The sequence below is a fragment of the Shewanella sp. GXUN23E genome, from assembly GCF_050865035.1.
GTDB lineage: Bacteria > Pseudomonadota > Gammaproteobacteria > Enterobacterales > Shewanellaceae > Shewanella.
Genome location: NZ_JBOZWP010000020.1, coordinates 71786 through 96792, shown reverse-complemented (window position 1 = coordinate 96792; position 25007 = coordinate 71786). Strand labels below are relative to the sequence as shown.

Sequence of the window (25007 nt, the reverse complement as noted above, 5' to 3'; positions counted from 1 at the left end):
ATTCGCCACATCCATGTGGCTTGCGAGCTGGCGAAGTCATAGTGGTGCTATGTCAAGACGACTTAACGCGGTATCAAGTGCATTGAAACCCGCACTGCGTGAGCGTGGCAGGCATCCTGCTTCTGTGTTGCATTGCTCTCAAAGGGAACCACCCTTAGTCAATCAATGCGCCTTGAATCAGCATCCCTGACACGCTCTGAATTGATCAAACTATTAATGAAGTTGGTATAACAGTGAAAGACCAATTTTAGATACAAAAAAGGCGCCATCAAGGCGCCTTTTCCGTGAAATTCGTATTAAGCGTATACGAAATCAACGTGTTCGATCATAGGCTTGAACACGTGACGCTGCATAGCCTGAGCGCGAACTTTAACTTCTTTGCCGTCCAGAACGATGGTCAGATCAGAAGTGTAGAAATCATCGTTAGCCTGGATGTTGATGATGTCTTTGTGCGCGAAAACGATAGATACAGCTTCTTTACCAGCACCGTAGATGATCGCTGGAACGTTACCCTCACGACGCAGGCGGCGGCTCGAACCTTTCCCCAAGTCAGTACGGGTTTGTGCTTCGATAGTGTAAGACATTGTGTTTCTCACTTAAGTCAAATGTAAAAACGTGCCGGCATTTTCGACCAATACCGACCCAAATAAAGCGCGCGGATATTAGCACAGACCAAAGAGCCGTACAAGTGAAACACTACCAATACCTTACCGGGCCGCAATCAATATGCACAAAGTCACTGGACGGGTAGTACCCCACCCCACCGGCGTTAAGTGATTTAGCCACATCCCGCAGGGTGGCAAGTTTTACTCCGGGCATACGGATGTCTACCGCCATCCCTTTCATATGGTAACTCTGTTTGGCAACGCCATTGCTGCGGGCGGCGAGCATGGCATTGGTGTGAGGAGAGCGATAACCCGAGATAATTTCAAATTCGCCGTCTTTGGCCAGTTTCAGCTGCAGGAGATGTAAAATATCAAAAACCCGGGTATCGATAGGTGCCACAATATTGTCTCTGTGGTCCCGCAGTACATAGTTAAACTTTTCCAGCGCACCCTGCTGATAAGCACCATCCAACCAATAGTCACCCTGATACCTGTCACCGGTATGCAAATTCACCATATTGAGAAAGCGACTGCCCCGGGTTGAACGACTGGCATTGGCCACTCCGGGCAAAACGGTGGCTAACGCGGCACCACCAAGCAATTTCAATGTTTTTCTTCTGGAAGGACAAGCAGACAGCAAACAGCACCCCGAACAAAATTTGCACACAATAGGCGCACAAATTAACGGCTAGCGCGCAATTAGGCAAGTTATTTGCTGTTCAGACAACGGATAACAATAGCGTGTTTGGCGTGGTTTTTACTTCAGACCAGCTGATAACTCGTTAGTTGATATGAACTTATGATAGATATCATTCCTAAACTGAGCTTTGTCAGGCCCCTGCATCCAGGCCGTCCAATACACCAGATGAATTGGCAATACGTCGCTGAGTGCAAACCACTGGGTTTCAAAGCCGGGAGCATTCACTCTGGCTACCCAGGTTTGCTTATCCATAACCAGATTTGCCGCAAACCAATTGGCAAGCGCATCGACTCGCTCGACTCGAATACAACCGGACGACAGAGCTCTGTCTGCACGGTTAAACAGAGCTTTGTCAGGCGTATCATGCAAATACACACTGAAATTATTGGCGAAATGGAATTTGTAACGGCCAAGGGCATTCTTTTCCCCTGGTCGCTGCACCAGACGATAAGGAAAGGTCGTAGCAGCTTCCTGTTGCAGTTGCTCAGGCGTAAACGTCAGCTTATGTCCCTCAAAATCAAAAATATCAAAGCCCCGCTCTGCCAGATAATGACCATCCGCCAGAACCTTTGGACGAATATCCCGGTACACCAGCTTGCGGGGAACATTCCAATTGGGATTTAGAATGAGGTTACTGATCTGGCTGTGCATTACCGGGGTTTGCCGGTAAGGGCTGCCGACAATGACTCGGGAATGCAGCCGCGGCAGCCCGCCGTCCACCAACTTCAATTCATAGGCGGGAATGTTGACCAGCAGGTACCTGTCCCCGAGCCTGGTACTGTAGCTAGTGCGCTCGACGAAGTTTTTGGCCAGCAGCTGCGCGCGATCCTGGGGCGGCAGATTTAACCAGTACAATGTCCGTGGGCCAATGACCGCGTCTGGCTCCAATCCATGTCTTTGCTGGAAGCGCTTGACCGCAAGGCTTAATGTCTCATCATAAAGTGTGCTGCCCTGCCAGCCCGACGCCAGATCGCCCAACTGCTTGAGTCGGCGAGCCAGCAAAGCCACATCCGGGTGCTGATCGCCGGGACGCAACCATACCTTACCGGGTAACCTCGGCCAGTCATTCTGAGCGACAAGCCAGTCAAGATAGCGGATACGATTGGTAACCCACAGATAATCCTTCACCTTGGGTTCAACCGCCAGCGCCCTGGCCAGTCTGTCGGTAACCTCGCTGCTCAGTTGTGCCGGTTGACCATGTTGCTGCCAGAACAGCGACATATCCAAAATAATGTCATCCATGTGGGCGAGTTTGGCCTCGTCGGATGACTGATAAAAAAGTTGTGAATAAGCAAGAAATCGACCGCTGTCGTCTGCCAATGACAGCAATCGCAAATGACGTTCAAAATTATCAAGAGCCTGTGAATCATCGGCTGATACCTGCATGCTGCTCAGCCACACCATCAAAATCAGACCCAAACACCTCATACATGTGCTCCGCGATTATCCAACCGGGTAATAAGTTGTCCTTGCATAATGCGCAGGTGACAGCCCCTAGTATGGCAGACGGCATCACTGCTCACAAAACACACAGAGGTGAATTTGGTGCGGGTCTGACCTGTTATCCGGTCAATCATGCGACAATGCGCGGCATTCTTGCGCAATCAATTCACCATGGGTGGGCAGGAGTCTGTCTTCCTGCTATAAATTGCCGTTTTTGCGAAGTATACGGCTATGAACAAGAAACAGCTGGCGCAGGCCATGGCAGGTAAACTCGCCATCACAGAAGCGCAAACCAAACCTTTGCTGGATGCCATATTGCAGCAACTGCACAGGGCGTTGGCCGAGGGTGAAAAAATTTATCTGCCACAATTCGGCACGTTTGAACTGAGATACCATCTGCCCAGAACAGGTCGCAATCCCCGCACGGGCGATGTCATTGAAATCGATGGCTACAACCAGCCCAGCTTTAAACCGGCTCCGGCGCTAAAGCAGCTGATCAATAACTGAAAAAAGCGCCCTGGGGCGCTTTTTTGTCAATCCGGATGGGATACTTCATTAAAGCAACCACAACTCCCTGGGCAGCGCCTGACCATGAACGCGGATCTCGGCGATATCACCGCTGAATAAGGTAGATATCTCACCATCCCAACTGGCCGCACCGATATTCCAGGGTTGCCCCGGAATGGTCAGCAAACCCGGCTGCGCCTTTTCGGCGGTGCGCATTACCAGTGAACCATCCACATACAGAGTGCTGACATTGCCGTCGTTCACCACCGCAATGTGATACCAGTGAGCCTTGTCGACTTCCCACGACCAATGACTGACATTAACGCCGTTACGGGCAAGCCCGAGCCATTGGAACTCATTCAGACTTGAAGTGTTCAGCCCCACTGACTGATCGCCACCACGGCAGCTCAGCTGATGGAATTGGCACACCTCAGTGGTGCTCGGCTGATGGGAAAACACACTGGCCCAGGCATTGTTCTGCGGCGTCCAGTTATCACCGACTCTGACCACCATCTCCACCGTATATTGAGGCAGTACGCCAGCATTGTGATCAGCCACGCGGGACACCGGTGCCCGGGACTGCAGATAATACCCCCCCTGCACCTTGCCACCGTTAAACCGGATAAAACCATCGGCATACCCGTAATCCGGCGCCTGCTGTTCAAATGAAACAAAGTCCTTTAAAGGCCGGGTATCATCTGTCCCCGGTTTCATGGTCAATGCCAGATTGTTACCGTTACCGGACAGATCTTTGAAGACCACATCGCCCAGTGCTCCGGGCGCAGTCACTTTACCGGAATCATCAAATCGCCAGTAGGCCAGAGTACCCTCGATATTCCCTTCCAGCTGCTCATGGCTCCCCTGATTCAGGTTTTCGAATCTGCTGTCAAAATCCAGCGGCAACTCAAACACCCAACGCTCGGCTTCATCCTGCGGCAGGCGATCAGCCTCGGGAATGGCTTCAACCCAGGGAGAGAAAGAGCGGAACCTGAGACTGTCATTGTCTTCATCAAAGGTGACGGTCTGCATCATGCCGTTACCACCCCAGAATCCTGACTGATAATCTGTCAGGATAAGATGCACATCCCGTCCGAAGTTGTTTTTGGCCGTCATCTTGGCCTCACCATGATGATGCCCGTTAAAAGTCAGAAAGATTTGATCGTGGCTGGCAATAAGCTCCTGCCACAAGCGACTGCCGTGATCAGTAAAAATGGCAGTTTCTCCGTCACTGTCGACATTCAGCAGCTGGTGAGTCGTCAGAATCGTGGGCACATCACTGTGACTGGCAAGCACCGTTTTTGCCCAGGCCAGCGTCGCATCCGACACCCGCCAGTCCAGTGCCATCACCAGATACTGGCGCTCGCCCCCCTGCACCAGGTGCCAGGTGTTGAAACCTGTGGGATCAGCGCCGCCAAACGACGGAAAATCATCCTGCAGGGAGACAGGAAAGTGCTTCAAAAACGGCTCATGACTTTCACGGCCATCATCATAATCACTGTCGATTCCGCCATTGTGATATGCCATCACGTCATGGTTTCCGGCGAGGATGCTATAAGGCGTTTGCGGATTACTTTGCAGCAACATCATGGCATCTTTGGCATGTTGCCACTCAATCTCTTCCCGGGCCTGATCAACCACATCGCCAAGGTGCATGGTGAACACAATATTGTGTTGCTGATAGTTATCGGCAATCCATTGAGTCTGGGCGACAAAACGCTCCGGTGTATATCTGGCGTATTTTTGGGTATCCGGCAGGACGGCAAACACATAAGTTGCCTCGCCACTGACAGGCGGATGACGGTTGTCATTGTCGCTGCCACAGGCCGACAGCATGGAAAGCACTACACAAGATAAGGCGAATTTGAATTTCATGACTTCCTACTTAAATAAACGATTTGCCTATAGGCGCGCTCATTTAAGTAATGTCACATGACCAACCGGTGACAAAAATTCTTAAAAATGATGACAATCAATATGTTATAGATACAAAGTGCGAACACCTGTTAATTCTGTACAGTCTACTATCATCAGGCGCACAACACACCACAACAGCAACACCAGCTATTACTGACATTAAAAAGTTGCAGCATCAGCATTAACACCTGTGACCAACCCGCATGCATGGGGTGAATTCGGATATTAAAAAAGCGCCCTGAGGCGCTTTTCTGTCGGCTGACTTACAGTGATTGGAGCATCTCCAGCACGATCGCCACGGAATTGTGGGCAGTTGCCGATTTGGCTTCTTCGTAGGAGAGATGTGCACTGCCATCCGCTTTGTCCGAAATGGTACGGATTACAACGACAGGTACCTGATACATATCCGCGACCTGAGCCACTGCAGCCCCTTCCATCTCAACGGCCATCGCATTGAATTCCTGCTGCAAACCTGCAACGACAGCTTTGTCGGCAATAAACTGATCGCCGGTAACAACCGTTCCTGTGTGTACCCGCTTATCACCGACCACTTTACGGGCAGCGGCGATGGCCAGTTGTTGCAACGCTTCATCTGAACGGAACGCCCGGTTGTCATAACCATCGAGCAAACCTTTGGGCGAGCCAAATACCGTTAAATCAACATCGTGCTGAATAAGATCGTCAGACACCACCACATCAGCGACGTTAAGCGTTGAACTTGCCGCCCCTGCAATACCGGTGAAAATAATTTTGTCGACCTCAAAGCGGCTGATCAACGTATGGGTCGTCACCGCCGCATTGACTTTACCCACACCGGAGCGAGCCACAACCACGGATTTGCCATTGATGGTGCCAGTGTAGTAGGTATTGGCTGCCAGTTTATGGGTTTGCAGCCCCTGCATTTTGGGCAGCAATCCTTCAATTTCGACATCCATTGCGCCAAGCAGGGCAATGGGTTTGGCCTGAGCACCAAAGCCCAGCAGACTGATTAGACCGGTCATTAAGATAAGGAGTTTATTCATGTTATTTCTCGTAGGGTTGTACCAACAGTTAATTGCGGACCTGCGTTCAATCCTTTCAGTCGTGCGATAGCGGCTCTCGAGCAGGTATCACAGCATAGTTACCGGCATCCCTGGCATAGTCTGAATTAGCGTAATCCATGAGGACAATGCTTTTCAGTTCAGGCAGGAGGCGCAAATCATACTGGAAATTAATACCGGCGCCAGCGAATATGCCGGGTTGGCTGCTCAGTCGAGCAATTGTGCACCAACAAACCTACAGGTACGGACTGGTGGCTTCAGGGAATTGAAATAAACACTTTTGATACAAAGACATGTCATCCTCAACTGGTGAGCTGACTGCATCTATTTTATGATTTATTTCAGTGCAAAGATGAGAGCTGACTTAAAGTGGAGGCGCGACCCGGAGTCGAACCGAGATCGACGGATTTGCAATCCGCAGCATAGCCATTCTGCCATCGCGCCACTTTAATTGAACGGTGTGAAACACCAGAGATTGGAGCGACATATCGGGTTCGAACCGATGACCTATACCTTGGCAAGGTATCGCTCTACCAACTGAGCTAATGTCGCCTTTATAATCTGCTGAAGTGGAGGCGCGACCCGGAGTCGAACCGAGATCGACGGATTTGCAATCCGCAGCATAGCCATTCTGCCATCGCGCCACTTCAAAATTTGGAGCGACATATCGGGTTCGAACCGATGACCTATACCTTGGCAAGGTATCGCTCTACCAACTGAGCTAATGTCGCATCACATTGTTCACCAACTGCAATCAAGCTAACTTCTCAGTTCGCTCCGTGCTGTGACAGCCGCCTTGGTCAGCGCCTTGTCGTTGGGAACGGGGCATACTTTAACGGATTTAAGCACTGCGTCAACAGAAAACTTTAACCCTACCACTCATGTGATTAAATAAAGATCGCAACGCCCATATTTAAGGCTGCCAACAACACAAAACCATACATTTGAGTACAGGGATATTACAGGCGAAACAATTGGATACAAGACCTGGGAGGTAAATATCCCGACCAAATATATCATCTCCGCGCCGTCCATAACGCTGCTTATGCCCCCAACTCACCTTCAGCACTGTTCACTCGCCCCCTCACTGACGCCACGTCCTGGCATAGGAGCTCAGACACATGTGCCGGGCTGAAATGGTATTAAAGAAATATGCGCCGCAGTGAGGTGCATGAAGTTCGCCTCAGAGATAAATCTCAGCAAGTTAAGACCACAGAAGTATTGCTGTCAGCACTGTCTGTCGTAATAGCGATGGGGATGCCAGGAAGATCTGTCATAAAATCCAGCTAATGGCGTCAGTAATACCGAGGCAGCACCTTACTCCCACACTCCCACGCATCATTGACAAAGTATCCCCGAGAGTCACCGGTCAGGCACCCGGTTTCAGGCAGATTGAGCACAAATAAAAATCCCCGACTGAAGTCAATTCATGTCGGGGATATGCAGATTGGCCATCAACATTGGTTATACGAAACTAAGCTCAGGGACGCTCTTCAGCAGTCAGATCTTTCCAGGCGCTCATAATGTAGCTGAGCATCGACCAGAAAGTGAGAATCGCTGCAATATACAACAGCACAAATGCCAGATTAATCATCCACTCATTGGGTTTCCACAGCAGCCCGATAATGGCCAGCATCTGCGCCGCTGTTTTGTATTTACCAATCCAGGACACAGCGACCACGCCGCGTTTACCCATCTCCGCCATCCACTCACGCAGCGCGGAAATCACAATCTCACGGCCAATCATGAACAGTGCAGGCAGTGTCAGCCAAATGGTGTTGTAATCCTGTACCAGCAGCACCAATGCGGCGGCCACCATCACTTTGTCTGCTACCGGGTCCAGAAATGCCCCAAAGCGGGTGGATTGCCCCAACCTTCTGGCCAAATACCCATCGAGCGCATCCGTGATTGCTGCCAACCAGAAAACAAATGCCGAAGCAAACGGTGCCCAGCTGTATGGCAAAAAGAAAAAGACAACAAAAACAGGCAATAAGACAACCCTAAATAAAGTCAGGGCGATGGGTACATTAAAGGGCATGTTGAAACCAATTCGTCAAAAGCAGCGCCAATCTTGCCTGAAATTTCTTACCCCCGCAACGCATCATGGATTGTTTGGGCCATTTCTATGCTAATTCCCGGCACTTTCGCCAATTCAGCCACACTGGCACTCTTAACTTCTTGCAATCCCCCCAGAAATTGTAATAACGCCCGACGACGTTTGGGGCCAATTCCGGGGATGGACTCAAGACTGGAGGTGTTGCGGGTCTTTTGCCTTTTATTGCGATGACCGGTAATGGCAAACCGATGCGATTCATCACGGATATGCTGAATAAGGTGCAATGCAGGCGAATCATCTTCCAGCGCAAACTCCTGCTCACTGTCCCCCCAAATCAGGGTTTCCAGCCCGGGTTTCCGACTTTCGCCCTTGGCGACACCGATCAATTGTGGCGCACGCTCAAGCCGGGCAAACTTCTCATCCACCACCGCCTGAGCCATTCGCAGTTGCCCTAAACCACCGTCGATAAACAGCAAATCCGGAATTTTTGAGTCTTCCGTGACCTTATCAAATCTTCTGCTAATCGCCTGTTTCATGGCAGCATAATCGTCACCACCTGTGATCCCTGTGATGTTGTAGCGGCGATACTCAGCTTTATCCGGACCTTCCCGATTAAACACCACGCAGGAGGCCACCGTGCTCTCCCCCATGGTATGACTGATATCAAAACACTCCATGCGGGTCACCGGCATGGAAAGCTCAAGCGCCTCCTCCAATGCAACAAATCGCTGCGTTATCGTATTGCGATGGGACAGGTGACTGGCCACCGCATTACTGGCGTTGGTTACCGCCAGGCGTAAGTAGGCTGCGCGTTCGCCCCGCACCCGGGTTTTGATCTCGACTTTGCGCCCAAGAGCCTGATTGATGGCCGCTTCCAACTCATGAATATCATCAAACCCATGACTGACGATGATTTCTTTGGGGATGGTGCGTTGCACCTGATCATTCAGATAAAACTGCAGCATGAATGCATGCAAAATTTCCTCAAGCTCTGTCTGAGCCGGAATTTTCGGGTAGTAGCTGCGTGAGCCGAAAATCTTGCCATCCCGGATAAACAGCAGATGAAAACATGCCATGCCGGAAGCGTAGTGAACCCCAACCACGTCCAGATCTTCGGTGTTACCGGCAATTTCATTCTGCTCAGCCACACGCCGCAGCGCCATGATTTGATCCCGATACGCCGCTGCCCGCTCATAAGCCATGGCCTCTGCCGCTTGTTCCATCTTACTGACCAGCGTCGCTATTACTTGCTTGTCTTTGCCCTTAAGAAACAATGATGCCAGTCTGACCTGTTGCAGATACTCCTCATCACTGATTTTTCCCACACAGGGTGCACTGCAACGACCAATCTGATATTGCAGACAGGGACGGGAGCGGGATTTGTAATAGAGATCGGTACATTGACGAATGGGAAACAGTTTCTGCATCAAATGCAGACTTTCCCGCACCGCACCACCATTGGGATAAGGACCAAAATACTGGCCTTTGTCGCGCTTGGCACCGCGATGATAGGCAAGCCTGGGATGTCTGTGGTCACTCAGCAGAATATAGGGATAAGACTTATCATCCCTGAGCAGCACATTATATTTTGGCAGATACCGCTTGATGTAGTCGTTTTCCAGGATTAACGCATCAGTTTCGCTGTGCGTCAGCGTGACATCTACATTGGTGATATGAGACACCAGCGCCTGGGTTTTGACATTGGGCAAATTCTTGCGGAAATAAGACGACAGCCGCTTGCGCAGATCCTTCGCCTTACCCACATAAATGACTTCACCGGCGCTATCGTACATACGATAGACACCGGGACTGGTTGGAACTGTTTTTAGAAAATCGCTGGCATTAAAGGAAGACGGCATAACCACCGGGACACCAAAACTATCAGAATTGACCTGTGTCCAGCATCTTATAACGAATAGCCAAACGGGTCAGCTCAACATCGCCGCTGATCCCCAGTTTACTGAACAACCGATAACGGTAACTATTGACAGTCTTGGGACTGAGGTTCAACTGCTCGGAAATGTCATTCACTTTCTCGCCGTTGGTGATCATCATCATGATCTGCAGCTCACGCTCAGACAGCGATTTAAATGGATTTTCATCGGTATGGTTGAACTGACTCAACGCCATTTGCTGGGCTATCTCGGGAGACAGATAGCGTTGCCCATGGGCCACCTGCCTGATTGCCTGCAGCACCTCAGGCGGTTTGGCGCCTTTGGTCAAATAGCCGGAAGCCCCCGCCTGCATCACTTTAGTTGGGAATGGATCCTCAGAATGCACGGTTAACACGATAATGCGGGCATGCGGCTGATACCTCAAAATCTTTCTTGTCGCTTCAAGACCACCGATACCGGGCATATTCATGTCCATCAGGATCACGTCAGCTTCATTCTGCCGACTCCATTGCACGGCGGTTTCACCGTCGCCGGCTTCACCCACGACTTTTATCCCACGCTCATCTTCGAGGATCCGGCGGATCCCCGTCCTTACCAACTCGTGATCATCGACCAGATAAACAGAAATCAACTTCTTCCCTTCCCATTCTTTATTCTTTGAGTTTTGACGCCAGTCAGCAGCCCGGCTAATTTAGCCCAGAAACACCTGTTGGAAAAGCGGAATTTAAAACACAAGTCAGTGAATTAAAAGCGCTTTAGGCCATTAACCTGCCTGCAGGACCCCCCTCTCAAACAAGTCTGCACCCGCTCTTTTAAAAAGGTTTATTACCCGCTGTAACGACACTGACTCCCGAAGTATTACCCGATTTTAACAAAAGGAAAATAAGGCACAGGGAGAATTTTCGGGCCCGCGAGTCAACTCACTCAGGGGTAACAGACTCAATTGGGCAGAATCATCTGCATGTGTGATAGATAAAGAACAATTAATTCATCACGATAGCTTACTTAGACGAATATATCGCAAGCGTATTACAGCGAATGTAAGCTATCCCACATTTATCTTTACCCGCAGTGCAACCGATTAAATTTCACGCGCATTACAGCGTCAAATTTCATTTCATGCAAGAGACCATGGCAATCCTTCGTTACTGCGCATCAGCGTTACCGCACCACAAAGCAGCCCGATGTCATCGACAAGCAAGCAGTGAGAGATTAGCGGTTATGTCCCCGCAAGCGGATCAAGGGGGGGAATTTGGCAGGCGCGTCTCACAGGAACATTCTGCAGTGACCAAGGTGGAAGCATACCTGGTTAAGCAGATAAACCCCTTACGCAAAATGCAAACAGGAAGGATCGCAGGCCGAGAGAGTCGTCAATGGTGACCTTCGACGACAGACCACATTTCATCAAACAGGGACAAGCACTTACATGTTATCCATTGGATTACTTCAGCATTTTTTCGCGACAAGGTGCAGTGACAGGCTTTGATGCTTTAAATCTGACGCTTTGCCGGCAACTAATCAGGCAGCAATAAAGTGAGAGACAATGGGCTCGCAAAAGGCAAGCAAGCCGACACTGTAGTCAGTAATTCCCCGCCATTCCTTTTTTGACCTGAAAAGCAAAAGGCCCGCTACTTGCGTAGCGGGCCTTTCTGAATATGGCGGAGGAGCAGGGATTTGAACCCTGGGTGAGCTATTAACCCACGCCGGTTTTCAAGACCGGTGCATTCAACCACTCTGCCACCCCTCCGAACGAGGCGCATATTACCCAGAGGCGTTCTGTCTGTAAACCGATTTTTTTGAAAACTAGTTTGTTCGCACAGAAATACGCCAATCCAGCTATCGTCCATCCGGCCGATTATCCTTATCAGTCATCCGGGCACACTGACAGCATATTTGTCGCCGGAGCCAGATTATGGAGTTTGCCTTTACTCAGGAACAATTGATGATTCGGGATGTGGCCGACACCTTCCTGCAAGCCCTCAGCCCTTCTGCACGAATTAGAGAAGCGATGGCGCTGCCCGCAGGTTTCATCGGCAGTGACTGGCAAAAAATTGCTGATGAGATGTGCTGGCCTGCGCTGACCATCCCTGAGACCTATGGTGGACTGGGGCTGGGATTTGTCGAGCAGGCCATCATCATGGAGCAAATGGGGCGCTATCTGTGTTGCTCTCCCCTGTTTGCCTCTCAGGCCCTGGCAACCAATGCCCTGCTGCACTGCGCCCTGCCAGAGCAACAAGCACAATGGCTGCCACTGCTTGCATCCGGACAACATACCGCGACATTGGGCTGGCTTTCAGCTGACAGTCTGGGGAATCGACAATGGGGAGCAGCCAGCGTACAGGCTCGTTTTATCCGTACCGCTGAAGGCTATGTCCTGTCGGGTCAATGGCAGCAGGTGATCGGCGGACATGCCAGTGATCTGCTGATTCTGGCAGCCCGCGACGGCAATACCGACGCGCTGCAGCTGTTCATCGTGCCCCCGGACACTCAGGGGGTTAAAACCCGCTGGACGCCTTCACTCGACCAAACCCGCAGCCTGGCGACAATCTGCGCCGACAAAGTTCACCTGCCATTGTCTGCCTGTCTGGGACAGCAGCCATGCCAGGCGGCAGCACTGGAGTCAATATTGGCGCTGGCCCGCATTGCACTGGCGGCGGAGCAAACCGGCGGCGCCGCACAATGTTTGCAGATGACGCTTGAATATATCAAAGACAGACACCAGTTTGGCCGCGCGATCGCCTCTTTTCAGGCGGTAAAACACCGGGCGGCAGACATGAAACTGGAGGTGGAATCCGCCATATCGGCACTGTATTACGCAGCCTGTATCGCCGATGGCTGGCGTGAAGGCACCGAAAGCAATACCACGCTGCAACTGGCATCGTCACTGGCAAAATCCACCTGCTCAGAAACCTTCAGTCTGTGTGCCCAGGAAGCGCTGCAGCTGCACGGTGGCGTGGGTTTCACCTGGGAGTACGACATTCATCTTTACCTCAAACGGGCCCAAACCAGCAAGCAGATGCTGGGTTCGCCGGCGTTGCACCGCAGCCGAATCGCCGGTTACCTGCTTGATAACGCTTGCGCTCAACAGGGAGCATAACGCTGATGAAACTGACCTTTTCCAAAGAAGATGAACTGTTTCGCGATGAGATAGCCCAATGGCTGGGACTGCATCTAAGCGGTGAATTTCAGGTGTTGAAATATCGTGGCGGCCCGGGTGATGAACATAGCTTTCCTCTGGAGCGTAAGCGCTGGGAGCAACATCTGGCACAGGCCGGATGGCTGTGTGTCGGCTGGCCCGCGGAATTTGGCGGCCGCGGGCTGAGTATCAGTCAGCAGGTTATTTTTCACGAAGAATATGCCAGGGCCGGTGGCCCGGGTCTGATGGGACATATTGGCATAGGCCTGCTGGGTCCGACGCTGATGGCCTGCGGCACGGCTGAACAGCAGCGGCGCTTCCTGCCCGGCATTCTGACAGGTACTGAATATTGGTGTCAGGGTTATTCTGAGCCCGGCGCTGGCTCAGATCTGGCAAATGTCGCCACCAGGGCATATTTGGAACCCCAGGCTCAGCGCTGGCATGTCACAGGTCAAAAGGTCTGGACCTCGCTGGCTCACGAGTCTGACTGGTGCTTTGCGCTGGTACGCACAGAGCCGCTCTCCAAGGGCCACCATGGTTTGTCTATGCTGCTTATTCCATTGGATCAGCCGGGTGTAGATATTCGCCCCATCACGCAGCTGACCGGCACCAGTGAGTTCAATGAAGTGTTTTTTGATGATGCACGTACCGATGCCGGCAACATTATCGGCAAGCCCGGGGATGGCTGGCAGATAGCCATGACCTTGCTGGGGTTTGAGCGTGGCGTATCGACCCTTGGACAGCAAATGCAGTTTCGTAATGAACTGAACGAGATAATGGCCCTGGCCAAACGCAATGGCGCCGCGTCGGAACCGGATATTCGCAGTCGCCTCGCAGATGCCTGGTGTGGCCTGACCATCATGCGTCATCATGCCTTACGGATGCTGAGCAATACCCGCAACGGGTCCCTGCCCCCGGAGGCTATGGTATACAAACTGCATTGGTCAACCTGGCATGCCAAACTTGGCAAGCTGGCGATGGATGTGATGGGGCCCGATGGCCTGCAGATCAGTGAAGCCCCCTATGAACTGAATCGACTGCAGGCACTGTTTCTGTTTTCAAGGGCCGACACCATCTATGGTGGCAGCAATGAAATTCAGCGCAATATTATTGCCGAGCGGGCTTTGACTATGCCCAAAGAGCCCAGAGTCAGCCAGCCGACAAAGCTTAAGGGCTAAAACAATATGATATTAATACCCATTTCATTTAATAGTTGATCTGTTTCAACGGGAGTTCAATGCGCTTGAGACAGGGTCATTAACCGGTCCCGCGGCAACTGCTCCTGCATTGCTCTACCTCCTGCATCCATACAGTCGTGCGTTAATGACATTCGCCGCGTCCATGTGGCTTGTGAGTCGGCGAAGTCATAGTGATGCGATGTCAATACGGCTGAGCACAGTATCAAGTGCGTTGGATCAGAATCCCTGACACACTCTGAATTGATCGAACTATTAGTGGAATTGGAATAAGAAAGCCAGCGGCCCCATTCGATTTTGGTGACCTGCAGAGGTATGGACGGTGATTAATACCAACTCAGGTACAGAGCAGGTGTGAACAGTACCAAGACGAGGAGCCACACAAAAAGCTATGGCTGTGCACGTGGGCAGAGCCTGCAGGAAATCGCAGAATTTGCACTGGTGATTGGCTGCAGTTGAATCAATGCAGAGAAAATCGTCCTGTGTGTTTTGGCACAAAGCAAAAGGCCCGCTACTAACGTAGCGGGCCTTTTTGAATATGGCGGAGGAGCAGGGATTTGAACCCTGGGTGAGCTATTAACCCACGCCGGTTTTCAAGACCGGTGCATTCAACCACTCTGCCACCCCTCCGAACGAGATGCATAGTACTCAGCTGACAGTTGCCTGTAAAGTACTTTTCCCACCAAGTGCATTCAACAAGCTGTTTTTCAAACGATTTGTTCAATCGATATGCAATCAGTGACACAGCGCGACTGCGAAGATAACAACAATCGAATCAAGGGGTAAAGAAACGCCGGACTGTTCAACAGTCCGGCGCAATCAATTCCGCTTCTAGAGTCTGAGCATTTCTTTTACGAAAGGAATGGTCAATTTGCGTTGATGGATCATCGAGGCTTTATCCAGCCTGTCCAGCACATCAAACAATGTCCGCATGTCTCTAGCCATACGGTTCAGCAGAAATCGGCCAACATCCTCCGGCAACTGCAATCCCCGCATCGCGGCTCTGCGTTGCAAGGCGACCAATTTTTCATCATCTTCCATCGGATGCAGTTGATAGATAAGCCCCCATTGCATACGGGACTCCAGATCCGGCAGTAAGAATCCCGCCTCAGCCGGTGCGCTGCTGGCACTGACGACCAGACTCCCCCGTTTGTGCTCCGCCATACGGTTGTAGAGATCGAAAATCGCTTCTTCCCATAAGGGATGACCGGCAATGGCGTCTATGTCATCAATACAGACCAAATCGACCTGTTCAAGCCCCTCGAGTAATGCCGGAGAAATACTGGCGTGGATCCCAAGAGGAATGTAAAAGCTTCGACGCTCAAGATCATTGGCACGCGCGCAGGCGGCGTGTAATAGATGTGTACGGCCTGATTTTCCGGGACCCCATAAATACAGAGGTTGCTCAGCCTCACCGGATGCACTGGACTGAAGTTTCTGAATTAACTGATCGTTCCCGGCTGCTGGATAATAACTCTGAAAGGTTTCATCATCCGGCAGATGAACAGGCAAGGACAATTGCAGAGGTGAGTTTTGAGTCACTCAGGTATTTCTCAATATCGTAAACAGAGCATAATTGGCGCCAGTGTATCACGGGCGCCACGCCCAGGTAAAAGCCGACGTACTGCAAGCAGTGCTTTTGCCCGCTTTTTAGCTTATTGCCAGTGATATTCCATGCTTGTCACCGCAGATGGCACACGTGGCGATGCCAGATCTGCCGTCACAGTGGTATCAATACGCTGAAGTCGGGATTCCAGCCCCAGTTGCCGGGCCAGATCTTCGGGAGTGCCATACAGGGTAAATCTGAAGGTCACTCTGTTCCCCTGAATACTGGCTATTACTGCGCTGCGGGCGACGGCCAACTGAGCGACATAAGTTTCCAGCGCGGTTAACCTGGTCATGGAATCAATGCCATCGAATGTAACATCAACCAGCTCCCCGGCGCCGGAGTCGGTGACAGCATATTGGCTGACAAAGTACTGGCTGAGGCCTGTCACCATATCCGCCACAGCATCACCATCAGCACTAACCGTTTGCTCCAGTTGCAGCAACGGACGCCACATGGTCTCGTCCTGTTTCATTGGATACAGGTAAAAACGATAACTCTGCCGCCCGTCAACCAGCGGCTGAATACTGGCAAGTGCAAAATAATCAGCATGATAGCGGGTCGACGCCTGATAAATTGCCGACGGGAAATTACCACGCACATCGGCCTCACTGACCTGCATCATGTCATCCAGATCCATCAGCGGGAACAGCAGCGGCAGTCCCTGCGCGTCAGCATCCTGTTTGAACAGTTTACGGATGTCAGACATGGATGCATCTGACAACAGAGTTCGCTGTTGCTGTGCGTCCTGAGTCGCCAGCCACACCAGCACCAAAGGTCGCTGCTTGCCCCACACAGGAACCTGAGCCTGCCGCAACAGCTGAACCACGCGCCGCTCATCAAACTGACCTTTCAGATAGAGCTGCCCTTCCTGATCTTCATAACCAAATTGCACCAGAAAAGCATCAGGATTATTAAGTTGCGCCGCAATCACCGGATTTTGCAGTACCGTTTCATCCCCGGTATTTTTGACAACGACCGCAGCAAGTGCGGCTTTGAGCGCGGCATTTTTGTCCGCCACAGAACGGGACGCAACCGGTACACTGGCCTGATCCAGCCCTTTAACTTCAACAGCAAAAGCCGAATTGCCCATCAGGGCCAGAACCAGCGTCATTAGCAGGAAAATGTGTTTAAACATTGATTGGGAATGGATTAACCGACATTAAAGATGCCTGAGTGTACCACACTTGGGCAGGATGGCGAGTCAGCTCAGTTTGCAACCGATGAGCAACCGGTTCATGCGGTTATTCAAGGCATCTCAGCTTACGTTAAAAAAATCGTTAATCTGCACCAAGTTATGTGATCAAGCAGCGCGCCGGGGGAATATCCACATGTTAATATAGGAAGATTTTGGCCCAACAAAAAAAGAGAAAAACAATGTCCCGACTGACGCTGCCCCTTCAGGGTGCTCAAATGCTGTTCGTCGCCTTCGGTGCGCTGGTATTAATGCCACTTATCACCGGACTCGACACCAGTGTTGCACTGTTTACCGCAGGTATAGGTACCTTGCTGTTTCAGTTTATCACCAAACGACAGGTGCCTATCTTCCTGGCATCCTCCTTCGCCTTTATCGCCCCGATCCTTTATGGCGTGCAGACCTGGGGCATTCCTGCCACCATGGGCGGATTGATGGCTGCCGGCGTGATGTATCTGATGCTCGGCGCCATGGTGAAAATCCGGGGTACCGGTTTTATTCACCGTCTTTTGCCTCCTGTTGTTGTTGGCCCGGTGATCATCATCATCGGCCTGGGGCTGGCACCCATGGCGGTAAATATGGCACTGGGTAAAACCGGCGATGGCAGCGCTGTCCTGGTCGATCCGGATACCGCGCTTATCATTTCTCTGGCCTCACTGCTGACCACCATTGCCATCGCGATCTGGGCCAAAGGCCTGCTCAAACTGATGCCTATCCTTGGCGGTATTCTGGTTGGCTACGGTCTGAGTCTTATCTTCGGTATTGTTGATTTCACCAAAGTTGAACAGGCTCCCTGGCTGGCGATGCCGAATTTCGTTGCACCGGAATTCCACTGGCAAGCTATTATGTTCATGATCCCGGTTGCCATTGCCCCTGCCGTTGAGCATATTGGCGACATTCTGGCGATTTCTAATGTGACAGGTAAAGATTATTTCAAAAAGCCCGGACTGCACCGTACGCTGGCCGGTGACGGCGTTGCGACTATCGCGGCAGCTGCTTTTGGCGGTCCGCCAAATACCACTTACTCAGAAGTCACCGGCGCCGTCAGCCTGACCCGTAACTTCAATCCCAGCATCATGACCTGGACTGCTATCACCGCCATTCTGATGGCCTTTGTCGGCAAGTTGGGCGCGCTGATGCAAACCATTCCCGTGCCTGTAATGGGCGGCATCATGTGTTTGCTGTTTGGCTCTATTGCAGCTGTCGGTCTAAACTCGCTGATTCGCAACAATGTCGACCTCGGCGAACCACGCAACCTGTGTATTGTTGGTGTCACGCTGGTATTTGGAATTGGTGGCATGGCATTTGGTATCGGCTCTTTCAGCCTGCAAGGTATCAGCCTGTGTGGTGTAGTGGCCATCATCCTTAACCTGGTGCTGCCTGCCACACCGGCTCATATCAAAGCTGAACTGGCCCAATCCAAACAAGATGCCTCCTCTCACTGATATTGACTGAATCGGCGCGGCAAGGATGCTGGCCGTGCCAGAACGATGTCCAACCACAAAAAAGCCCTGCATTGGCAGGGCTTTTAAATTCAGGCAACAGGTAAATTACGCTTCTTCGCTTTTGTACTTGGCAGCCACTTCTTTGACCAGTGTCTGCAGTTCACCCTGCTGGTACATTTCAACCATGATGTCACAGCCACCAACCAGTTCACCTTCAACCCACAACTGAGGAAAAGTCGGCCAGTTGGCAAACTTAGGCAGTTCAGCGCGGATGTCAGGGTTTTGCAGGATATCAACATAGGCAAACTGCTCACCGATATTGATCATAATCTGGGCCGCCTGAGAGGAAAAACCACAGCTGGGCAGCTTTGGAGAGCCCTTCATATAGAGGATGATTGGGTTTTCAGCAATTTGCTGCTTAATCTTGTCTACTGTTTCCATTATGTATCCTAGCGATCACACATAGTGTTGTGAGCTTCATTGTACTTCAGCAATCGTCATAACAAAACACAATGTTTGTAGGGTTATGTTATGTACGGATTTTTCGATGATGGCGATCTGCGCAAACAGCCAAACAATGATTCACTTCACATAATTTATCAGTACAATAGCCCACAGTGAGTAAGTCTGTTTAAAGACAATGACATCCATGGAGAGAAGCAAATGGCTTTCGAATTACCAGCATTACCTTATGCAATGAACGCTCTGGAACCCCATATTTCCCAGGAAACTCTGGAATATCACTATGGCAAGCACCACAATACCTATGTGGTAAAGCTGAATGGTCTCATTGAAGGTACTGATCTGGAAGGTAAATCTCTGGAAGAGATCGTGAAATCCTCTACCGGCGGCATCTTCAACAATGCAGCCCAGGTATGGAATCACACCTTCTATTGGCACTGTCTGGCGCCTAAAGCCGGTGGTGAGCCAACAGGCGCTATCGCCGATGCCATCAATGCCGCTTTCGGCTCATTCGAAGCATTCAAAGCCAAATTCAACGACAGTGCCGTTAACAACTTCGGCAGCTCCTGGACCTGGTTGGTGAAGAAAGCCGACGGTTCACTGGATATCGTCAACACCAGCAATGCTGCGACCCCGCTGACTGAGGCTGGCGTTACGCCACTGCTGACCGTGGATCTGTGGGAACACGCCTACTATATCGACTATCGCAACCTGCGTCCTGATTACCTGGCCAATTTCTGGCAGCTGGTAAACTGGGACTTTGTTAACGCCAATTTTGCCGCCTAAGACATTCACTGTCTTGGACAAAGGAGCCTCAATGGCTCCTTTTTTATTGCCCGCAGATGTATAGAAACACAAGTGCAACTGTTGCTTTTGCAACTATTTCTTATTGTTTTTTATAAACTTTTTTTGCATCCCCCGGATTCTTGGCGCTATGCTTACTCACAGGTGAGCAGATTTTAACCTGCCAACCTCAACAATTTGAACGGCGTTTCAGGGGGCGATATGAGCATATTTGAGCATTACCAACAACGCTATGAAAAGAAGCTTGATGAGGAATACACCCTGCAGGAGTTTCTTGACATCTGTAAGCAGGATCGCAGCGCCTACGTGTCTGCCGCCGAACGCTTGCTGATGGCCATAGGTCAACCCAAAGTCATCGACACCTCAAAAGACCCGGTTCTGAGCCGGATATTCTCCAACCGATTAATTTCCAGATACCCTGCCTTTGCCGATTTCTTTGGCATGGAAGAAGCCATTGAGCAAATCGTATCCTACCTGAAGCACTCTGCTCAGGGGCTGGAAGAGTCCAAACAGATACTCTATCTACTGGGGCCGGTAGGTGGGGGTAAGTCTTCGCTGGCCGAAAAACTCAAGGCATTGATGCAGAAAGTGCCTATATACATCCTCAGTGCAGACGGCGTCAGAAGCCCGGTCAACGATCATCCCTTCTGTCTGTTCGATGTTGATGAAGACGGCAAGGTGCTGGAACAGGAATACAAAATTCCTTCCCGTTATCTGCGCTCCATCATGTCGCCCTGGGCGGTAAAACGCCTGCATGAGTTTGGTGGTGATATCAGTCGCTTCAAGGTCGTGAAGGTTTATCCTTCTGTGCTGGATCAACTGGCCGTTGCCAAAACCGAGCCCGGTGACGACAACAATCAGGATATCTCATCACTGGTTGGTAAAGTGGACATCCGCAAACTGGAGCATTTCGCCCAGGACGATGCCGATGCCTACGCTTATTCCGGAGCACTGTGTCGGGCCAACCAGGGGTTGATGGAATTTGTGGAGATGTTCAAGGCACCAATCAAGGTACTGCATCCACTGCTAACGGCAACTCAGGAAGGCAACTATAACGGTACCGAGGGCCTGTCGGCCCTGCCCTACAATGGTATTATTCTGGCGCATTCCAACGAATCAGAGTGGTCCAGTTTCCGCAACAACAAAAACAATGAAGCCTTCCTCGACAGGGTTTACATCGTCAAAGTGCCTTATTGTTTGCGGGTGTCCGAGGAGATGCAGATTTATCAGAAGCTGTTGCAGAACTCTGAATTGTCCAAAGCTCCCTGTGCCCCCGGCACACTGGAAACACTGGCACAGTTTTCAGTACTGTCGCGCATCAAAGCGCCGGAAAACTCCTCAATCTACTCAAAAATGCGGGTCTATGATGGCGAAAGCCTGAAAGATACCGATCCCAAAGCCAAGTCTTATCAGGAATACCGGGATTATGCCGGTGTCGATGAAGGGATGCAGGGACTGTCGACCCGCTTCGCGTTCAAGATCCTCTCCAGAGTATTCAACTTTGATCACTCAGAAATTGCCGCCAACCCGGTGCATTTGTTCTACGTGCTGGAGCGGCAGATTGAACAGGAACAATTCCCCAATGAAACAGCCGAGCGCTATCTCGAGTTTCTGAAAGGATATCTCATTCCCAAGTATGTGGAATTCATCGGCAAAGAGATCCAGACCGCTTATCTGGAATCCTATTCAGAGTACGGTCAGAATATCTTTGACCGGTATGTCACCTATGCTGACTTCTGGATCCAGGATCAGGAATATCGCGATCCGGAAACCGGTCAACTGTTTGACCGGGCGGCATTGAATGGTGAATTGGAAAAAATTGAAAAGCCCGCCGGTATCAGTAACCCGAAGGATTTCCGTAATGAAATCGTTAACTTCGTACTGCGTGCCAGAGCCAACAATGAAGGAAATAATCCACTGTGGACCAGTTATGAAAAACTGCGCACTGTGATAGAGAAAAAGATGTTCTCCAACACGGAAGATCTGTTGCCGGTGATTTCCTTCAATGCCAAAACCTCAACTGAAGATCAACGCAAACACGATGACTTCGTTAACCGCATGATGGAGAAAGGCTACACCAAGAAACAGGTGCGTCTGCTGTCCGAGTGGTATTTAAGAGTTCGTAAGTCCTCTTAATCGTCCGAACACTGTGGGGGCTGATGCCCCCACCTTTCCTGTGGGAGGTGCGTATGGCTAACTTTATTGACAGGCGGTTGAATGCCAAAGGAAAGAGCACGGTCAATCGTCAGCGTTTTCTCAATCGATACAAGCAGCAGATTAAAAAGGCTGTCAGTGATGCAGTAACCCGTCGCAGCGTAACCGATGTCGACAAAGGCGAGCAGATATCCATCCCCACCAGGGATATCAGTGAACCCCTGTTTCATCAGGGACGTGGGGGTATACGCCAACGTATTCATCCAGGGAATGATAAGTTTTCCCGTGGCGATAAAATTGAACGGCCCCCCCAGGGCGGTGGTCAGGGTGGTGGTCAGGGAGATGCTTCTGACTCTGGCGAGGGTCAGGACGATTTTGTGTTTCAAATTTCCAAAGATGAATACCTTGAGCTGCTGTTTGAAGATCTTGAACTGCCCAACCTGCAGAAAAATCGTCTGAACAAATTGGTGGAATACCAGACCTACCGTGCCGGATATACCACGGATGGCGTACCCACCAATATGAATATTGTTCGTTCATTGCGTTCATCTCAGGCGCGCCGTATTGCTATGACGGCCGGAAAAAAGAAGACCCTCAGAGAGCTGGAAAACCAACTGGCTGAATTGGAAAACACCCCGGGTGCCAATGCGGAGGAAATTCTGGCGTTGCGCCAGCAGATCGAGGAGCTCAGACACAAAATCGACAAAGTTCCCTTTATTGACACCTTTGATCTGAAATTCAATAACTTTGCCAAACGCGAAGTACCAACCAGTCAGGCAGTAATGTTCTGTTTGATGGACGTCTCGGGCTCGATGGATCAGGCCACCAAAGATATGGCCAAACGCTTCTATATCCTGCTGTACCTGTTCCTTACCCGCACCTACAAAAATCTCGAAGTGGTCTACATCCGCCACCATACGCAAGCCAAGGAAGTGGATGAACATGAGTTCTTTTACTCCCAGGAAACCGGGGGCACTATAGTATCCAGTGCACTCAAGATGATGCATGACATTCAAAGAGAGCGTTACCCCGCCGATGAATGGAACATTTATGCCGCACAGGCATCCGACGGCGATAACTGGGCAGATGATTCGCCCAATTGCGGCAATATTCTCACCAAGCAAATACTGCCGGTTGTCCGTTACTTCAGCTATATCGAGATAACCAACCGCGCCCACCAGACCCTGTGGCGCGAATACGAAGCCCTCCAACAGAGATATGACAACATAGCCGTACAACACATACGCCAGGCAGAAGATATCTATCCGGTATTCAGGGAATTATTCAAAAAACAGGCGGTGTAAGGAGGTTCTTTATGGGGAAACGCAAACAACAACCTTTGAGCGACGGGCCAGACTGGAGTTTCGAATTACTGCAGCAATATCAGGCCGAAATCGAACGGGTAGCCCTGCATTATGGCCTTGACGCCTATCCCAATCAGATAGAAGTGATCACCGCCGAACAGATGATGGATGCCTACGCCGGAATAGGTATGCCGATTGGCTATACCCACTGGTCGTTCGGCAAACGTTTCATTGAAACAGAACAAAGCTATAAGCGTGGTCAGATGGGACTGGCTTATGAGATTGTAATTAACTCCAATCCCTGTATTGCCTATCTGATGGAAGAAAATACGGTCACCATGCAGGCTCTGGTGATGGCTCACGCCTGCTATGGTCACAATAGCTTCTTCAAAAATAACTATTTATTTAAGACATGGACAGATGCCAGCTCAATTATCGACTATCTGGTATTTGCCAAAAATTACATCGCTGAATGTGAAGAGCTCCACGGTGCAAGGCAGGTGGAAGATATCATAGACTCCTGTCATGCCCTGATGAATTATGGTGTTGATCGCTATAAGCGGCCGGTGGAAATATCGTTCCGTGAAGAGCAAATCCGCCAGAAGGAACGAGAAGCGTATCTGCAAACACAGGTCAATGATCTGTGGCGTACCATCCCCCGCAGCCAGCAGCAAGATCAGCAAAAAAAGAAAAAACGGTTCCCGCCAGAACCCCAGGAAAACATTCTCTATTTCATTGAGAAACACGCGCCGCTGCTGGAACCATGGCAACGTGAGATCATCCGCATAGTCCGGAAGATGGCGCAGTACTTCTACCCGCAGAAACAAACCCAGGTGATGAATGAAGGGTGGGCAACATTCTGGCATTACACCATACTCAATCACCTCTATGATGAAGGCAAAGTCACCGACAGATTTATGCTGGAGTTTCTGCAAAGCCACACCAGTGTTGTAGCGCAGCCCGCATACAACAGCCGATACTACAGCGGTATCAATCCCTATGCGCTGGGATTCAACATGTTCATGGATATTCGCCGCATCTGCGAAAATCCAACAGAAGAGGACAAAGCCTGGTTCCCCGATATCGCCGGCAGCGACTGGCTCAAAACACTGCATTTTGCCATGCAGAACTTTAAGGATGAGAGCTTTATCAGTCAGTACCTGTCCCCCAATATCATCCGCCAGTTCAAGCTATTCGGAATATTGGATGACGACAGCAGAAGCTACCTGGAGATAAGCGCTATCCATGATGATCAGGGATATCGAAATATCCGTCATATGTTGTCTCAGCAATATAATCTGTCAAATCTGGAACCCAATATTCAGGTTTACAATGTCGATGTATCCGGCGACCGATCGCTGACCCTGAGATATGTCCCCATCAATCATATTCCTCTGGCAGACAGCCATTCAGAAGTATTGAGGCACCTGCATCGCCTGTGGGGATTTGATGTCACGCTGGAGCAGGAGTGTGAAGATGGCAGTGTGATTGAACTGGCCACCTGCCCGATCTCTACACCAGCCAAAGAAGCCTAAAAAAAACACC

Annotated in this window: 19 protein-coding genes and 6 tRNA genes; 8 read left to right on the top strand and 17 right to left on the bottom strand. The window is 50.7% G+C overall.

Annotation, left to right across the window (positions count from 1 at the left end; translation table 11 throughout):
• Positions 1-296: 296 nt before the first annotated feature.
• The 3 genes from rplY to ACRRUX_RS16110 all read right to left on the bottom strand — a co-directional run bounded on the left by rplY (position 297) and on the right by ACRRUX_RS16110 (position 2733).
• Positions 297-584 carry a 50S ribosomal protein L25 gene (gene rplY / locus ACRRUX_RS16120; RefSeq protein ID WP_432532165.1) on the bottom strand — a complete coding sequence of 96 codons (288 nt, stop codon included), beginning with the start codon at positions 582-584 and terminating at the stop codon, positions 297-299.
• Positions 585-696: 112 nt separating this feature from the next.
• Positions 697-1245 (bottom strand): DUF882 domain-containing protein, encoded by a 549-nt coding sequence (locus tag ACRRUX_RS16115; protein ID WP_432532163.1) that lies wholly within the window; start codon positions 1243-1245, stop codon positions 697-699.
• 117 nt (positions 1246-1362) lie between these two features.
• Positions 1363-2733, bottom strand: a complete 1371-nt coding sequence (locus tag ACRRUX_RS16110; protein ID WP_432532161.1) for a L,D-transpeptidase family protein — start codon at positions 2731-2733, stop codon at positions 1363-1365.
• Between the two features lie 219 nt (positions 2734-2952).
• On the opposite strand from ACRRUX_RS16110, the gene ACRRUX_RS16105 reads away from it, so the two are divergent.
• Positions 2953-3255, top strand: a complete 303-nt coding sequence (locus tag ACRRUX_RS16105) for an HU family DNA-binding protein (protein WP_432532175.1) — start codon at positions 2953-2955, stop codon at positions 3253-3255.
• 48 nt (positions 3256-3303) lie between these two features.
• Here ACRRUX_RS16105 and ACRRUX_RS16100 read toward each other — a convergent pair whose 3' ends face one another.
• The 10 genes from ACRRUX_RS16100 to ACRRUX_RS16055 form a co-directional block, all read right to left on the bottom strand.
• Complete coding sequence (locus tag ACRRUX_RS16100; protein ID WP_432532159.1) at positions 3304-5127, bottom strand: LamG-like jellyroll fold domain-containing protein; 1824 nt, start codon at positions 5125-5127, stop codon at positions 3304-3306.
• A gap of 305 nt (positions 5128-5432) precedes the next feature.
• Positions 5433-6191 (bottom strand): 5'-methylthioadenosine/adenosylhomocysteine nucleosidase, encoded by a 759-nt coding sequence (locus ACRRUX_RS16095; RefSeq protein ID WP_432532157.1) that lies wholly within the window; start codon positions 6189-6191, stop codon positions 5433-5435.
• Between the two features lie 388 nt (positions 6192-6579).
• Positions 6580-6653, bottom strand: a tRNA-Cys gene (locus ACRRUX_RS16090).
• Between the two features lie 32 nt (positions 6654-6685).
• Positions 6686-6761 (bottom strand) — tRNA-Gly (locus ACRRUX_RS16085).
• 18 nt (positions 6762-6779) lie between these two features.
• A tRNA-Cys gene (locus ACRRUX_RS16080) sits at positions 6780-6853 on the bottom strand.
• 11 nt (positions 6854-6864) lie between these two features.
• Positions 6865-6940 (bottom strand) — tRNA-Gly (locus ACRRUX_RS16075).
• A gap of 749 nt (positions 6941-7689) precedes the next feature.
• Positions 7690-8247 (bottom strand): CDP-diacylglycerol--glycerol-3-phosphate 3-phosphatidyltransferase, encoded by a 558-nt coding sequence (gene pgsA, locus ACRRUX_RS16070; RefSeq protein ID WP_432532155.1) that lies wholly within the window; start codon positions 8245-8247, stop codon positions 7690-7692.
• 47 nt (positions 8248-8294) lie between these two features.
• Entirely contained in the window at positions 8295-10124 is a 1830-nt protein-coding gene (gene uvrC, locus ACRRUX_RS16065) for an excinuclease ABC subunit UvrC (protein ID WP_432532153.1), read from the bottom strand.
• Positions 10125-10146: 22 nt separating this feature from the next.
• A complete protein-coding gene (uvrY, locus tag ACRRUX_RS16060; protein WP_432532151.1) occupies positions 10147-10791 on the bottom strand; it encodes a UvrY/SirA/GacA family response regulator transcription factor in 645 nt (214 codons plus the stop codon).
• 1025 nt (positions 10792-11816) lie between these two features.
• Positions 11817-11907: transfer RNA gene (locus tag ACRRUX_RS16055), tRNA-Ser, on the bottom strand.
• 165 nt (positions 11908-12072) lie between these two features.
• Here ACRRUX_RS16055 and ACRRUX_RS16050 point away from each other — a divergent pair.
• Complete coding sequence (locus ACRRUX_RS16050) at positions 12073-13257, top strand: acyl-CoA dehydrogenase family protein (RefSeq protein ID WP_432532149.1); 1185 nt, start codon at positions 12073-12075, stop codon at positions 13255-13257.
• Between the two features lie 5 nt (positions 13258-13262).
• Positions 13263-14474, top strand: coding sequence for an acyl-CoA dehydrogenase family protein (locus tag ACRRUX_RS16045; RefSeq protein ID WP_432532147.1), 1212 nt, complete (start codon positions 13263-13265; stop codon positions 14472-14474).
• Between the two features lie 557 nt (positions 14475-15031).
• On the opposite strand, the gene ACRRUX_RS16040 is transcribed toward ACRRUX_RS16045, so the two are convergent.
• The 3 genes from ACRRUX_RS16040 to ACRRUX_RS16030 all read right to left on the bottom strand — a co-directional run bounded on the left by ACRRUX_RS16040 (position 15032) and on the right by ACRRUX_RS16030 (position 17236).
• Positions 15032-15122, bottom strand: a tRNA-Ser gene (locus ACRRUX_RS16040).
• Positions 15123-15323: 201 nt separating this feature from the next.
• Positions 15324-16034: a DnaA inactivator Hda gene (hda, locus tag ACRRUX_RS16035; protein WP_432532145.1), complete on the bottom strand. Its 711-nt coding sequence runs from the start codon at positions 16032-16034 to the stop codon at positions 15324-15326.
• Between the two features lie 113 nt (positions 16035-16147).
• Entirely contained in the window at positions 16148-17236 is a 1089-nt protein-coding gene (locus ACRRUX_RS16030) for a DUF2066 domain-containing protein (RefSeq protein WP_432532143.1), read from the bottom strand.
• Between the two features lie 239 nt (positions 17237-17475).
• On the opposite strand from ACRRUX_RS16030, the gene ACRRUX_RS16025 reads away from it, so the two are divergent.
• The gene (locus tag ACRRUX_RS16025; RefSeq protein WP_432532141.1) at positions 17476-18738 is read left to right on the top strand and encodes a uracil-xanthine permease family protein; all 1263 of its coding nucleotides are present in this window, start codon (positions 17476-17478) and stop codon (positions 18736-18738) included.
• Positions 18739-18843: 105 nt separating this feature from the next.
• On the opposite strand, the gene ACRRUX_RS16020 is transcribed toward ACRRUX_RS16025, so the two are convergent.
• Complete coding sequence (locus tag ACRRUX_RS16020) at positions 18844-19179, bottom strand: Grx4 family monothiol glutaredoxin (protein WP_432532139.1); 336 nt, start codon at positions 19177-19179, stop codon at positions 18844-18846.
• Positions 19180-19401: 222 nt separating this feature from the next.
• Between ACRRUX_RS16020 and sodB the strand changes: the two genes are divergently transcribed.
• From sodB to ACRRUX_RS16000, 4 genes are all read left to right on the top strand, one after another.
• Positions 19402-19986: a superoxide dismutase [Fe] gene (gene sodB, locus ACRRUX_RS16015; RefSeq protein WP_432532137.1), complete on the top strand. Its 585-nt coding sequence runs from the start codon at positions 19402-19404 to the stop codon at positions 19984-19986.
• Between the two features lie 219 nt (positions 19987-20205).
• Positions 20206-22140 (top strand): PrkA family serine protein kinase, encoded by a 1935-nt coding sequence (locus ACRRUX_RS16010; protein WP_432532135.1) that lies wholly within the window; start codon positions 20206-20208, stop codon positions 22138-22140.
• A 53-nt stretch (positions 22141-22193) separates the two neighbouring features.
• Entirely contained in the window at positions 22194-23462 is a 1269-nt protein-coding gene (locus ACRRUX_RS16005) for a YeaH/YhbH family protein (RefSeq protein WP_432532133.1), read from the top strand.
• An 11-nt stretch (positions 23463-23473) separates the two neighbouring features.
• Positions 23474-24997, top strand: a complete 1524-nt coding sequence (locus ACRRUX_RS16000; protein ID WP_432532131.1) for a SpoVR family protein — start codon at positions 23474-23476, stop codon at positions 24995-24997.
• Positions 24998-25007 lie beyond the last annotated feature (10 nt).

Coding starts and splice junctions, on each gene's coding strand:
- rplY (WP_432532165.1), bottom strand. CDS start 584: ATGTCTTACACTATCGAAGCACAAACCCGTACTGACTTGGGGAAAGGT.
- ACRRUX_RS16110 (WP_432532161.1), bottom strand. CDS start 2,733: ATGAGGTGTTTGGGTCTGATTTTGATGGTGTGGCTGAGCAGCATGCAG.
- ACRRUX_RS16100 (WP_432532159.1), bottom strand. CDS start 5,127: ATGAAATTCAAATTCGCCTTATCTTGTGTAGTGCTTTCCATGCTGTCG.
- ACRRUX_RS16095 (WP_432532157.1), bottom strand. CDS start 6,191: ATGAATAAACTCCTTATCTTAATGACCGGTCTAATCAGTCTGCTGGGC.
- pgsA (WP_432532155.1), bottom strand. CDS start 8,247: ATGCCCTTTAATGTACCCATCGCCCTGACTTTATTTAGGGTTGTCTTA.
- uvrC (WP_432532153.1), bottom strand. CDS start 10,124: ATGCCGTCTTCCTTTAATGCCAGCGATTTTCTAAAAACAGTTCCAACC.
- ACRRUX_RS16050 (WP_432532149.1), top strand. CDS start 12,073: ATGGAGTTTGCCTTTACTCAGGAACAATTGATGATTCGGGATGTGGCC.
- ACRRUX_RS16045 (WP_432532147.1), top strand. CDS start 13,263: ATGAAACTGACCTTTTCCAAAGAAGATGAACTGTTTCGCGATGAGATA.
- ACRRUX_RS16030 (WP_432532143.1), bottom strand. CDS start 17,236: ATGTTTAAACACATTTTCCTGCTAATGACGCTGGTTCTGGCCCTGATG.
- ACRRUX_RS16025 (WP_432532141.1), top strand. CDS start 17,476: ATGTCCCGACTGACGCTGCCCCTTCAGGGTGCTCAAATGCTGTTCGTC.
- ACRRUX_RS16020 (WP_432532139.1), bottom strand. CDS start 19,179: ATGGAAACAGTAGACAAGATTAAGCAGCAAATTGCTGAAAACCCAATC.
- sodB (WP_432532137.1), top strand. CDS start 19,402: ATGGCTTTCGAATTACCAGCATTACCTTATGCAATGAACGCTCTGGAA.
- ACRRUX_RS16010 (WP_432532135.1), top strand. CDS start 20,206: ATGAGCATATTTGAGCATTACCAACAACGCTATGAAAAGAAGCTTGAT.
- ACRRUX_RS16005 (WP_432532133.1), top strand. CDS start 22,194: ATGGCTAACTTTATTGACAGGCGGTTGAATGCCAAAGGAAAGAGCACG.
- ACRRUX_RS16000 (WP_432532131.1), top strand. CDS start 23,474: ATGGGGAAACGCAAACAACAACCTTTGAGCGACGGGCCAGACTGGAGT.